This window comes from Rhizobacter sp. P3_B12 (assembly GCF_056402895.1).
On the sequence record NZ_JBFUGN010000089.1, the window covers coordinates 1 to 12,228 of the forward strand.

The window sequence follows — 12,228 nt, forward strand, 5'->3', positions numbered from 1 at the left end:
GTGGGGGCGGATGCGCAGGCTGCGCCATCGCAGTCGACCCTCACGCGCCTGCGCCAGGCGATCGACCGCGTGCGCGGCAGCGCCGACGACCCGGCGCGCTACGTGCGCGACCTCGCCGGCGCGCAGGCCTCGGGCGCGGTGGTCGGCCAGACCGCCACCGCGCGCCGCGAAAAGGGTGATGCGCAGCGCGAGGGCGAGTACCTGGTGCCGGTCGGCACGGTGATGGCCGCGGTGCTCGACATCGAGGTCAACTCCGACTGGGAGGGCCGCTGGCGCRCGCTGATCGCGCGCGACATCTACGACCTGAACCAGGACGTGATCCTGATCCCGAAGGGCACGCGCGTGCTCGGCAGCTCGGCGCGGCCGAAGCCGGTCAACGAGGCGATCAACGAGCGCATGGCGCTGATCGCGCAGTGGCTGGTGCTGCCCAACGGCGCGCGCATCGACCTGTCGCGCAGCGCGATGCTCGACGGCGCCGGCGTGGCCGCGCTGGAGGGCGACGTGAACCGGCATTTCCTCGCGACGCTCGGCGGCGTCGCGGCCTACGGCGTGATCGGCGGGCTGGCCGCGACGCGCGCGGTGCGCTCGACCAGCAACGACACCAACCTCGCGGTCAGCGTGCTGGCCGGGCGCGACGCCGGGGCCGAGATCGCGGCGGGCCTGGCCGACGTGGGACGGCGCGTCGCGTCGCGCTACCTGAACCTGGTGCCGACCATCGTCGTGAAGCCGGGCACGCCGATGAACGTGTTCCTCGACGACGAGCTGTTCCTGCGCGCGTGGGCGCCGATCGACGAGTTCGCGCCGGCGGTGGCTCCTCAATCGATGCGCTGAAATGACGGCGCCTGCCTCCGTTCGCCCTGAGCTTGTCGAAGGGCCCGATCATCCTGAGCTTGTCGAAGGACCTGAGCCTGTCGAAGGGTCTTGCTCGCGTGGCACGAAGGCTTCGACAGGCTCAGCCCGAACGGGGGTAAAGCACCTGCGCGAGCTGCTGCTGCGCCTGGCCGATGGCGACTATGCGCACGCGCAGCTGCGCTGGTCGCTGCTGCCGTACCTGACGGCGTGCGCACCGCTGATCGTCACCAGCGTGCTCGCGCCGGCCTGGCTCGCGTGGCTGATGGCACTGCCGTCGATGCTCGCGCTGTACCGCGTGACGCAGATCCTCGACCCCGGGCTGTTCGAGGTGAGCCCGCAGCGCGGCGCGCTGGCCTATGCCTTCGCGCTGAACCTGCTGTTGCTGCTGTGGTGCCTGGCGCTCGCACTGGCCGGGCGTGGCGGCGCGATCGCGACCACCGCGTTCGCGCACACCGCGCTGCTGGCGCTGGCGATCGCCCCGGCCTGCCGGCGCAACCGCGCCCGACGCACCCGCCGCTGGCCGCTGCACTTCACCTTCATCCCGCTCGCAGCGCTGGTGCTGGTGCTGCAGGGCATCGCGACCTGGAGGGCGCCGTCATGAGGGTCGTGCTGCGCTTGTCGTGCGTGCTGCCTTGCATCGTGTGCCTGCCGGCGCAGGCCGCGCTGTACCGCTGCCCGTCGCTGCAGGAACCGGGCCGCAGCATCGTCACCAACCTGGTCGGCGATGCCGAGGCGCGTCAGCGCGATTGCACGCCGCTCGCGACGCGCGCCTCGGCGCTCGATGCACCGGTCAAGCCGCTGCAGGCCGCCGCCCCCCCGCGCACGCAACCGGGGCCCGCCGACCGCCGCATCCCGGTGGCGCTGCAGCGCGAGCGCGACACCGACCGCCGCGCGATCATCGATGCCGAACTGCGCACCGAGCAGCAGTTGCTGGCCCGCGCCCGCGAGATCGTCAAGGCAGCGCCCGCCGGCGATGCCGAGGCCCAGACCCAGGCGCGCCAGGCCGCCGCCCGCCATGCCGACAACGTCGACGCGCTGCAGCGCGAACTCGCCCGGCTGCGCTGACATGACCGCCAACGATCCGCAAAGCCCGCAGGCGCAGAGCGCCGTCAAGCTCCAGTGGGAGCTGGTGCGGCACTACCTGAGCCCGATCGAGCCGTTCTTCCGGCTCGAGGGCGTGACCGGCATCTTCGTGAACCGCTTCGACAGCGTCTACATCATGCGGCACGGCGAGTTCGCGCCGGTCGATGCGCGCTGGAGCAACGAGTTCCACTTCGTCACCGCGATCGAGCAGATCGCCAACGCACTCGGCCAGGAGGTGCACCCGATCGAGCGCCCGCTGCTCGACGCGCGGCTCGACGATGGCTCGCGCATCAACGCGGTGCTCGCGCCGACCGGCGTGACCGGCAGCAACATGACGGTGCGGCTGTTCCCCAAGCTGCGCTTCACCGCCGAGGCGCTGCTGGCCAGCGGCTCGTTCAACCGCGAGATGTTCCGCTACCTGCGCCTGGCGATGCTGAACCGCTTCAACGTGCTGGTCTCGGGCGGCACCGGCAGCGGCAAGACGACGCTCTTGAACGCGGTGTCGAACTTCATCCCGCCGGAGGACCGCATCGTCAGCATCGAGGACACCGCCGAGCTGCAGATCGACAGCCGGCACTGGGTGGCGCTCGAGGCGCCGCACCGCTTCGCGAAGGACGTGGAGCCGCTGACGATGAGCCGGCTCGTGAAGAACGCGCTGCGCATGGAGCCGCAGCGGCTGATCGTCGGCGAGGTGCGCGACGGCGCGGCCGCCGAGGCGCTGCTGACGGCGGCCAACACCGGCCACTCCGGCATCCTGTCGACCATCCACGCCAACAGCGCGCTCGACACCATCGACCGCCTGACCAATCTGGCCGCGGCCGGCTTCTCGGCCATTCCGTACGAGCACGTGCAGCGCCAGGTGCGCAACAACCTCGACGTGATCGTCCACGCGCAGAAGACGCCACACCACGGCCGGCGCATCGTCGAGGTGGCCGAGCTCGACGACGGCGAGTTCCACCTGCTGTGGCGCTGGAACCACCACGAAGGACGGCACGAGCAGGTGAAGGCGCCATCGATGCGCCGCATGCTCTACACCCGGGACGACGACGCATGAACGGCATGAACGGACTGCAGGATGCATTGAACGGCACGGTCTCGCAGGCGGTGATCGCCGCGATGCGCTGGTCCACGCCCTGGTGGTGGGTGTGCACCGCCCTCGCGCTGACCACGCTCGCGCTGATCAACGTGCTGCCGTGGCGCGTGCCGCCGGCCAAGGAGGCCGAGTACGGCATCTGGGAGGTGATGAAGATCGCGCTGCGCCGGGTGGCGGTGTATGCGCTGGTCGCGCTGGTGCTGATCTTCTGGCCGGGCATGTACTTCGCCACCGTGGCGGCGCTCGGCAACGCGCCCGGGCAGGGCCATGCGTGGTTCGTCGACTACGTGTCGCGCCAGGCCTGGCGCTGGGGCTGGCTGCTGCCGGCCGGCATGCTGCTCGGCTGGACCGCGCGCGTCGCCTCGGCGSGCTACCTGACGCCGCAGATGTCGCGCCTGGTGCAGCGGCTCGTGGTGCGGCAGGAGGACCACAAGCAGAGCGACATCCGCAACGAGGTCGGCCGGCTGAAGGCGCGCGATTTCGACCCGCGCCGGCATCGCCGCGACGGCCAGGTCTTCATCGGGCTCGATGCGGCCGGCAAGCCGATGTTCCTCGCGGCCGAGACCTTCCGCGCGACGCACATGCAGATCGTCGGCCCGACGCGCTTCGGCAAGGGCGTGGTGCTGGGCGTGATGCTGGAGCAGGCGATCGAGCAGGGCCACTCGGTGGTCTACATCGACCCGAAGGCCGATGCCTTCATCCCGTACATCATGGCCGAGGCCTGCGAGCGCGCCGGCCAGCGCTTCATCTACATCGACCTCGGCAACGAGGACACGCGCTGGGCGCCGTTCGAGGGCGGCGCGCCGCGCGACCGGCGCTCGCGCATCTGCGCCTGCTTCGGGCTCAACAACACCGGCGACGGCTCCGACTTCTACAAGTCGCGCGAGCGCGCCATCCTCGACACCATCATGCCGCGCTCGGGCACCAGCATCGCCGGGCTGCGCGCGGCGCTGGAGCAGCGCGGCGAGGACGGCAAGCCGCTGAAGGAGGGCGCGAGCCGGCTCTACGACAACCTGGTGGAGTTCGGCATGCTGCCCTCGCTGAACCCGAAGAAGGGCGGCGGCAACAAGATCGGCGAGGCGCTGAAGGCAGGCGCCACGATCTACGTGCGCGGCTCGCTCGACGACCCGACGATCCGCCGCGCGACGCAGGCCTTCGTGACCGAGGTGATCCAGGAGGCGCGGCGCCTCGCACCGGAGCGCACGCGGCAGCTCACGCTGGCGATCGACGAGCTGAAGTTCATGATCTCGCAGGAAGTGAGCGACGCGCTCGCGACGATCGCCGGCTTCAAGGTGAACATGGTGCTGCTGCACCAGTCGATCCACGACCTGCGCAGCCCCGAGGACCGCACGCTGAACGTGCAGGCGATCGAATCGGGCGTGCTGGTGAACTGCCAGGTGAAGCTGCTGTACCGCGCGAGCGACCCGGAGACGGCCGAATGGGCGAGCCTGCTGTCGGGCACGAAGATCGTGCGCGTGACCAAATCGGCGAGCGTCGAATACAACCGCTTCGGCGGCGAGGCCTACACGCCGAAGCGGATGCTGTCGGACCTGGAGGTGCCGGTGATCTCGCCGAACGAGATGCTGAGCCTGTCGCCGCGCGTGGGCGTGCTGTACGCCCCGGAGCGGCTGGCCGAGGTGGTCTACACCTGTTTCGTGAAGGCGGACACCGCGCGGGTGCTGTACCGCAAGCCGGTGGCGAAGGCGGCCGAGGAGAGTGCGACCGACGCGGCGGCGTGAAGGCTGAGCGCTAGAAGCCGGTGCGCAGCGCGAGGCCGTAGGCCGGCAGGCGGGAGAGATCGTTGTGGCCCGCGTCGCGGATGACGATCATCGTCGCGACGCCCGGCGCGAAGGCCGTCAGCAGGCGTTCGGTGTTCGCGCGGGGGATCACTTCGTCGTGCTCGGCGGCGACCAGCGTCGTCGGCACCGCGATGGCCGGCGCGACGCGGACCGACTCGTAGGGGTCCTGCAGCAGCCAGCGCACCGGGAGCCAGCGGAACTGCGCCGAGGCCAGGGCCGCGATGCTGTCGTAGGGCGTCACGAGCACGAGGCGCGACACCGGGCGTTCGCGTGCGACGCGGATCGCGATGCCCGAACCGAGGCTGCGGCCGATCGCCGACACGCGCGCATGCGAGCGCGAAACCAGGTCGTACAGCGCCAGCGCGTCGCCCTGCAGCGCGGCTTCCGACGGCGAGCCGTCGCTGCGGCCGTAACCGCGGTAGTGCATCGCGTAGATCGCGTGGTCGGGGAAGGTGCGCGCCAGTTCGGGCAGGGTCTGCGAGACATCCTCGCCATTGCCACCGAAGTAGAGCAGCGCCTGCGGGCCGTCATGCGGCCGCACCGATGCGCGCACTGCCACCGCGATGCCCGGCAGCGTGATCTCGCCGGCCGGTGGGCCGGTGCGCGGCTGCGGGAAGTAGAGCAGCGAGCGCTGGAAGGCATAGAGCGTGCCGCACAGGCCGAGGTAGCCGACCACGACCAGTGCCACCACGACGCCCAGGAGTTTGAGCATCAGGAAGGCCGCCCGGCGGAGGACAACAGGTCGACATAGGCCCGCTCGACGAGCTGCCCGGCCGACACCTGCAGCTGCGCCATCAGCGCATGCGCCTCGGCGACACCCGCTTCGGCGGGTTCGCCCTCGCGCAGCACGACCTCGAGCTCCAGGAAATCGCCCAGCCCCTCGACGCGGTCGAGGTGCACGCGCGTGCGGCCCACCAGGTACAGCGTGCGCTGCTTGCGCACCCGGCCCGCCTGGCCGTGGGCCAGCGTGAGCACCTCGCGCAGCGCCGCCGGCTCGGCGGTCGTCGAGCGCAGGTAGAACGATTCCTTCGGGCCGGCCTGGTCGGCTCGGCGGTAGAAGATCAGCTCGCCTTCGGTGTCCGAGAACGCACGCAGCTTCAGGCGGCCGTTGTCGCAGCGGAAGAAGGTGTCGTCCTGCGCGATCGGCGTCGGCCCCTGCTGCGCGAGCGCGGCGACGCGCGGTTCGAGCCGTTCGATGCCCTCGATCCGGGCCTTGATCTCGATGTTGCGTGCCATCAGACGGCCACCTCGCCTTCGGGGCCGGCCAGCACGACGACGTAGCCGTCGGGGTCGCGCAGCCAGATCTCGCGGCGGCCGTGGTTCGGATCGACCCCGGGCCCTTCGAGCACCTGGGCGGCCTGCTGGCGCACGCGCAGCACGGCGGCATCGAAATCGTCGGTGCGGAACCACAGCAGCATGCCGTTGCCGCGGGCACTGCTGTCGGGCCGGCCGAGGTGCGGGTGGTGGCGGGTGTCCCACGGCCGCAGCCGCATCACGACGCGTTCGCCACACAGCAGCGTCTCGTCGTCGACACCCGCGGCGCTGCTGCGCAGGCCGAGCACGGATTGGTACCAGTGGCAGCTGGATTCGAGATCGCGCACGGCGATCAGGGGCTCTGGAGACATGGGCGGCGGGTGCGAAGGACGGGGCGCGACCGGGACACTATGTCACAGCGGTCCAGCCCGGGTCATGCGGATTTCGCAAGCCGCCCCTCAAAAATAGTAGTGCGCCGCCGCCCAGCCGAGGATCGCCGGTGCCGCCACCAGCAACGCGACCGCGCCGAGGCAGCCCTTCTTCGCGTCGGCGCTCGACGCCGTGCCCGGCGCAGGCGGCTGCACGCGCTTGGCCGCCTCGGCCAGGTGCGCCTGCTTGGCCTGCTGGGCATCGCGGCGGGCCAGCATCTCGCCGGGCCCGTGCGTGCGGTTCTGGATCACCGATTGAGAGCCGCGCCAGCGCGTGTGGCAGGCGTTGCAGAAGAACTGGYGCGAGCCCTGCTCATAGGCGACCAGCGTGCGGCGCGAATGCGTGAACTGCTTGGTGCAGTTGGCGCAGGTGAAGCGCAGGTTGGCCGGGCCGCGCGCACGGCCGCTGCCGCCGCGGGTGCGGGTCTGGCGGCGGCGGGCTCGCACGAGCCACAGGCCGGCGATGAAGGCGACTGCGGCGACGATCGCCGCGAACAGTTCGGGACTGAATTCCATGACCGGGCGATGCTAGCGGCTTGCGGGCCTGTTTGCCGCCGAGGCGGGTTCGCACCGGTAAGGGGCGTGTCGAAATGCCTGAGGAAGTGGGGTCAGCGGACCAGGTACCGGTCCAGGAACGCGATCACGGTCGTGCGCCAGGCCTCGGGCCCGGCGTTGAACAGGTCGACGTGGGCCGCCCCGTCGACCGCCCAGAACTGCTTCGGCTCACGCGCCGCGTCGAAGATGCGCCGGCTTTCGGCGAGGGTGGTGTGCTCGTCACGCGTGCCGGCGGCGGCGAGCACCGGCGCCTTCAGCGAGGCGATCGCGTCGACCGGGCGCAGTTGATCGGGCGAGATCCCGGTGCGCAGCGGAAGCTGCCACAGCAGCAGCGGTGCAAGCGCCGACCCGACCGGCCCGAGACGGCGCGTCAACCGGTCGACGACGGCCTCCTCGATCGTCGGGTACATCGATTCGAGCACCACGGCATCGGGCGCCGGTTCGGCGTGCGCCATGGTGCGCGTGGCCGGCGAGCTGAGCGCCTCGCCGGCACCGAGGCCGGCCAGCGCCACCAGCACCGCACTGGTCGCGAGACCGGCCACGACCCGCGCGACGCGTCGCATCACACGCCCGCGGAGGAAGCGGCCGGCTCGGGTCGCAGCCGCATCCATGCCGCGCACGCCGCGGGACTCGTGCCCCGGATCCACGCCGACGGTCGCGCTTCTGCCGGAGCGATGCGCCGCATCGCGGCCTGGTGATAGGGCACATCGCCGTAGACGCAGGCGACGCTGGCGGCAGCATTCCTGAACGACGGATCGGGGTGGCGCGCGACCAGCTCGTCGAGACCCGCCTTCATGCGCGGCCACGCCAGCCGGGTCTGCCGCGGATCCGTGCYGGACGCGTCGATCACGCCGAGGTAGAGCCGCGCATAGAGCGCAGCGCCCTGCGCGGTCTCGCGCTGCCTGGCCCAGCGGTCGATGCTGGCATCCACATCGTCCCAGCTGCCGCCCCAGCGGGGGACGAGCCGCGTCAGCCGGAGCTCATGCAGGTCGTAGAAGTCGGGCCAGCTGCGCACGGCCTCCTGGAACACCTCATCGGGCTTGCGCCGGGGAGACTGCATGTCCTGCGTCACGGCGAGCAGCAGCGTCTGCCAGATCGGCGTGGCGCGCAATGCGGCGCTTGCCGCCAGCAGGCCGGACTCGGCCTGCGTCAACTGGGTTTCGAAGGAGGCCCACGCCGGCTCGCCGACCCGGGCCGCGGGGGCCATGCCACGCGCGGCCCAGGCATTCGCGTACTGGAGCCGGTGGCCTGCGAATTCGGCGAACACCGACGAGGGCCGCTGCTGACGCCAGCGAGCGATGCGCGCCGTCTCGGACGGGTCTGCCCCCGGCGCTGGCATCTGGCGGCGGAACATCCAATAGACCGCCGCCGCGCCCGGCTTGCCCGAACTGAAGCTGCCCCGGGCCTTCATCAGGCACGCCATCGCGGCATCGAGCGGTGTGAACTGCTCCTGGCGATAGAGGGTCTGCAGGCTCTGCACCGCCTGGTCCTGGTCGCTCGTCCCCATGCAGTCTGCAGCGGCGCTCTCGGCGTGCGCATGGCTTGCAGCCATGCCCAGTGCCGACACGCATCCGAGCGCCCACAGCAGCGCAGCAGCGCGCCGGCGAATTCCTTGTGCCGTCATTCTTCCTCCCTGGATTCGATGATGATCGGCGCGATTCTGCCGTGCGGGCGCATCAGGGGCGACGCTGCTCATTGCGCAATTCCTTGCGCACGACCAGCTTCAGCCCCGACCACACCGCGTCGACGGCGCACACCTTGATGTCGACGAAGCCCAGCGGCAGCGCGAGTTCGCGGATCGTGTCCTCGGTGATGTCGGTCGGCACCTTCGAGGCCTTCTTGGGCCACGAGACCCAGAGAGCGGCATCGGGCTTCAGCGTCTTGCGCAGCGACTGCAGATGCGCCACCAGCTCGTCATGCGCAGTCACGAACACATGCGCGATGTCGGTGGTGCCCGTCGCCCGGCTCGTGAACTCGACACCGCCGGGAACCGGCACCAGCAGCGCTCGGTAGCCCGGTGGCTCGCCAAGAATCGCAACGGTGCAGCCCTCTTTCAGCCCGAGCTTCTTCGCGAGCGGCGTGCCGGAATAGCCCGCGGTCATGCGTCGCCTCGCGCCTCATCGTAGTCGCCCATGACCTCCGAGCGAACCACATCGCGCGAGCCGCGGAGGATCCGTTCGATCCGAGTCTCGGCATCGCGCCGGCGACAGAAGATCAGGTAGCGCCCATGCGGCATCGAGCGCAAGCCCTCGCCCAGATCCGGTCGCGCGGTGCCGATGCCGGGCGATGCCGACAGCAGGTGGCATGTGTCTTCGAGCTCCTCGATGAAACTCAACGCCCGCTTCGGGTTGTCCTCGGCGATGAAGAGCGCGATCTCCATCAGGTCGTCGCTGGCTGCCGGCGAAAAGGTCGCCGTCATTTGCGACCCGGTGGTTTCGCCTGCCCCTTCGCAGTGGCCGCGCGCACGTCGGCAAACACCTTCTTGGCGGGAACACCCGGCCCGCTGTCCGCACCCTTGCCGATCTCGGCGCGCAGCACGTCGAGCTTCGTCGCCCGGTACTTCTGCTGGTCCTCCAGCACGCGCAAGCCGTCGCGGATCACCTCGCTCGCGCTGGCATAGCGGCCTTGCGCGATCTGCTCGCGGATGAAGGCTTCGAAGTGCTCTCCGATGACGTAGCTGGATGGCATGGCTCGCACACTATCAAAGTTTGATAGTCGCGCCAAGCCCGCCCGCCATCACACCGGGGTCATTCCCTGCCCGCTCAGCCGGAACGTCCCGATGATCCCGCTCAGCCGCAGTGCCTGGTCCTTCAGGCTCTCGGCGGCGGCGGCCGATTCCTCGACCAGCGCGGCGTTCTGCTGCGTCATCTGGTCGAGCTGGCTCACCGCCACGTTGACCTGGCCGATGCCCTGGCTCTGCTCGCCCGATGCGGCGCTGATCTCGCTGATCATGTCGGTCACGCGCTTCACGCTGACGACGATCTCGTCCATCGTCGAGCCGGCGTCCTGCACCAGCCGGCTGCCGGCCTCGACCTTGTCGACGCTCTGGCCAATCAGGCCCTTGATCTCGCGSGCCGCSTCGGCGCTGCGCTGCGCGAGGCTGCGCACCTCGCTCGCCACCACCGCGAAACCGCGGCCCTGCTCGCCGGCGCGCGCCGCTTCGACAGCCGCATTCAGCGCCAGGATGTTGGTCTGGAACGCGATGCCGTCGATCACGCCGATGATGTCGGCGATCTTCTTCGAGCTCGCATTGATCTGGTCCATCGTCGAGACCACCTCCGACACCACCTGCCCGCCGCGCTGCGCGACCTGCGCGGCCGACGACGCGAGCTGCGCGGCCTGCGACGCGCTCTCGGCGCTCTGGCGCACGGTGCCGGTCAGCTGCTCCATCGACGCGGCCGATTGCTGCAGGCTGCTCGCAGCCTGCTCGGTGCGCGCGCTCAGGTCCTGGTTGCCGGTCGCGATCTGCGTGCTGGCCGTCGAGATGCCGTCGGCCACGCCGCGCACCTCGTTCAGCGTGCGCGTGAGCGCGCTGCGCATCGCGTCGATCGAGTGCAGCAGCCGGCCGGTCTCGTCCTGCGCATAGCGGGTCTGCGCGGCAGCACTCAGGTCCATGCGGGCGATCGCGTCGGCCATCGCCACGGCCCGACGCAGCGGCGTGGTGATGCTGCGCGCCAGCGACACGGCCAGCGTCACGCCGACCAGCAGCGACAGCGCCGCGCTCACCATCAGCAGCGTGTTCGCGCTGGCGCGGCGCGCTTCGGCGTCGCGCGCGTTGGCGTCGAGCTGCTCGCGCTGCGCATTGCACAGCGCCTGCACCGCGGCGATGTACTCGCGCGACGTGGGCTCGAACCGCTCGTTGAACGAGCGGCTGGCACCGTCGGCATCGCCCGCCAGCTTCAGCTTGCTCACCTCTTCGCGCGCGGCCAGGTAGCCCTTGCGCAGCTCGCTGACCTTCTCGTACTGGCGGCGCTCGTCGGGCCGGTTCATCTGCGGCTCGATCTGCTTCTGCAGCTCGGTGGTCAGCTTGATCGACTCGGCGGTGGCAGCGGCGAAGTACTCGATCAGGCTCGGGTCGCTGCTCTTGGCGATGGCCGCGGCGCGCTGCACGCCCGAGGTGGTGAAGCGCAGCCAGTCGGACAGCGCGCGCTCGGTCTTCACGTTGTCGGAGATCATCACGTCGATCTCGGCGCTGGTGCGGTGCAGCGTGTGCACCGCATACAGGCTGCTCGCCACCGACAGCCCGAGGATCAGGCCGAGGACGACGGTGAGGCGCTTGCCGATGGAGAGGTTGTCGAGGAGCATGGTGCGTCGGATAGGGGAGACGCACGCTTATCGACCACCGGCCGCGCCACTTGAGCGTGGATCCGGCCCGTTCGTGATGGGTTCAACGATCCGGGTCAGCGGTCGAGGTCAGCGGTCCAGAGCGGGCCGCTTCGGATCGAAGGTCCAGCCGGGAATCAGGTACTGCATCGCGACCGCGTCGTCGCGCGAGCCCAGGCCGTGCTGGCGGTACAGCTGGTGGGCCTTCTCGACCTCGCCCATGTCGAGCTCGACGCCCAGGCCGGGCCGCTTCGGCACCTGCACATGGCCGCCCTCGATGCGCAGCGGCTCCTTCGTGAGGCGCTGGCCGTCCTGCCAGATCCAGTGGGTGTCGATCGCGGTGACCTTGCCGGGCGCGGCGGCGCCGACCTGCGTGAACATCGCGAGCGAGACGTCGAAGTGGTTGTTCGAATGCGAGCCCCAGGTGAGGCCCCAGTCGCGGCAGGTCTGCGCGACGCGCACCGAGCCGGCCATCGTCCAGAAGTGCGGGTCGGCCAGCGGGATGTCGACCGATTGCAGCGCCAGCGCATGGCTCAGCTGGCGCCAGTCGGTGGCGATCATGTTGGTGGCGGTCGGCAGGCCGGTAGCACGGCGGAACTCGGCCATCACCTCGCGGCCGGAGAAGCCCCCTTCGGCACCGCACGGGTCCTCGGCATAGGCGACCACGCCGCGCATGTCGCGCATCAACCGGATCGCGTCCTTCAGCAGCCAGCCGCCGTTCGGGTCGAGCGTGATGCGCGCGGTCGGAAAGCGCTCGTGCAACGCGCGGATCACCTCCACCTCTTCATCGCCGCGCAGCACGCCGCCCTTCAGCTTGAAGTCGTTGAAGCCGTAGCGCGCC

16 protein-coding genes are annotated in these 12,228 nt (G+C 70.5%); 5 read left to right on the top strand and 11 right to left on the bottom strand.

Going from position 1 to position 12,228, the window contains the following annotated elements; genetic code table 11:
- The 5 genes from AC1D01_RS07665 to AC1D01_RS07685 form a co-directional block, all read left to right on the top strand.
- Positions 1 to 831: TraB/TrbI/VirB10 family type IV secretion system protein (locus AC1D01_RS07665; RefSeq protein ID WP_477865462.1), on the top strand; the 831-nt coding region annotated here is incomplete at its 5' end.
- A 1-nt stretch (position 832) separates the two neighbouring features.
- Positions 833 to 1,453, top strand: a complete 621-nt coding sequence (locus tag AC1D01_RS07670) for a hypothetical protein (protein ID WP_477865463.1) — start codon at positions 833 to 835, stop codon at positions 1,451 to 1,453.
- Complete coding sequence (locus AC1D01_RS07675) at positions 1,450 to 1,917, top strand: hypothetical protein (protein ID WP_477865464.1); 468 nt, start codon at positions 1,450 to 1,452, stop codon at positions 1,915 to 1,917. Before AC1D01_RS07670 ends, AC1D01_RS07675 begins: the two co-directional genes overlap by 4 nt.
- 1 nt (position 1,918) lies before the next feature.
- Positions 1,919 to 2,989: a TadA family conjugal transfer-associated ATPase gene (locus tag AC1D01_RS07680; RefSeq protein WP_477865465.1), complete on the top strand. Its 1,071-nt coding sequence runs from the start codon at positions 1,919 to 1,921 to the stop codon at positions 2,987 to 2,989.
- A 5-nt stretch (positions 2,990 to 2,994) separates the two neighbouring features.
- Positions 2,995 to 4,767, top strand: a complete 1,773-nt coding sequence (locus tag AC1D01_RS07685) for a type IV secretory system conjugative DNA transfer family protein (RefSeq protein WP_477865466.1) — start codon at positions 2,995 to 2,997, stop codon at positions 4,765 to 4,767.
- Between the two features lie 10 nt (positions 4,768 to 4,777).
- Here AC1D01_RS07685 and AC1D01_RS07690 read toward each other — a convergent pair whose 3' ends face one another.
- The 11 genes from AC1D01_RS07690 to AC1D01_RS07740 form a co-directional block, all read right to left on the bottom strand.
- Positions 4,778 to 5,539, bottom strand: a complete 762-nt coding sequence (locus AC1D01_RS07690) for an alpha/beta hydrolase (RefSeq protein ID WP_477865467.1) — start codon at positions 5,537 to 5,539, stop codon at positions 4,778 to 4,780.
- A complete protein-coding gene (locus tag AC1D01_RS07695; RefSeq protein WP_477865468.1) occupies positions 5,539 to 6,063 on the bottom strand; it encodes a class IV adenylate cyclase in 525 nt (174 codons plus the stop codon). The genes AC1D01_RS07690 and AC1D01_RS07695 overlap by 1 nt, the downstream gene beginning before the upstream one ends.
- Entirely contained in the window at positions 6,063 to 6,452 is a 390-nt protein-coding gene (locus AC1D01_RS07700; RefSeq protein WP_477865469.1) for a VOC family protein, read from the bottom strand. The genes AC1D01_RS07695 and AC1D01_RS07700 overlap by 1 nt, the downstream gene beginning before the upstream one ends.
- Positions 6,453 to 6,539: 87 nt before the next feature.
- Positions 6,540 to 7,025, bottom strand: coding sequence for a hypothetical protein (locus tag AC1D01_RS07705; protein WP_477865470.1), 486 nt, complete (start codon positions 7,023 to 7,025; stop codon positions 6,540 to 6,542).
- Between the two features lie 92 nt (positions 7,026 to 7,117).
- Complete coding sequence (locus tag AC1D01_RS07710) at positions 7,118 to 7,627, bottom strand: alpha/beta hydrolase (protein WP_477865471.1); 510 nt, start codon at positions 7,625 to 7,627, stop codon at positions 7,118 to 7,120.
- A complete protein-coding gene (locus AC1D01_RS07715) occupies positions 7,627 to 8,760 on the bottom strand; it encodes a hypothetical protein (RefSeq protein WP_477865472.1) in 1,134 nt (377 codons plus the stop codon). Before AC1D01_RS07715 ends, AC1D01_RS07710 begins: the two co-directional genes overlap by 1 nt.
- Positions 8,741 to 9,166, bottom strand: coding sequence for a DUF3052 domain-containing protein (locus AC1D01_RS07720; protein ID WP_477865473.1), 426 nt, complete (start codon positions 9,164 to 9,166; stop codon positions 8,741 to 8,743). Before AC1D01_RS07720 ends, AC1D01_RS07715 begins: the two co-directional genes overlap by 20 nt.
- Positions 9,163 to 9,483: a type II toxin-antitoxin system RelE/ParE family toxin gene (locus AC1D01_RS07725; protein WP_477865474.1), complete on the bottom strand. Its 321-nt coding sequence runs from the start codon at positions 9,481 to 9,483 to the stop codon at positions 9,163 to 9,165. The genes AC1D01_RS07720 and AC1D01_RS07725 overlap by 4 nt, the downstream gene beginning before the upstream one ends.
- Positions 9,480 to 9,752: a type II toxin-antitoxin system ParD family antitoxin gene (locus AC1D01_RS07730; protein WP_477865475.1), complete on the bottom strand. Its 273-nt coding sequence runs from the start codon at positions 9,750 to 9,752 to the stop codon at positions 9,480 to 9,482. Before AC1D01_RS07730 ends, AC1D01_RS07725 begins: the two co-directional genes overlap by 4 nt.
- Before the next feature lie 48 nt (positions 9,753 to 9,800).
- Positions 9,801 to 11,369 (bottom strand): methyl-accepting chemotaxis protein, encoded by a 1,569-nt coding sequence (locus AC1D01_RS07735; protein WP_477865476.1) that lies wholly within the window; start codon positions 11,367 to 11,369, stop codon positions 9,801 to 9,803.
- A 108-nt stretch (positions 11,370 to 11,477) separates the two neighbouring features.
- The coding region (locus AC1D01_RS07740) for an enolase C-terminal domain-like protein (protein ID WP_477865477.1) at positions 11,478 to 12,228 on the bottom strand (751 nt) is incomplete at its 5' end.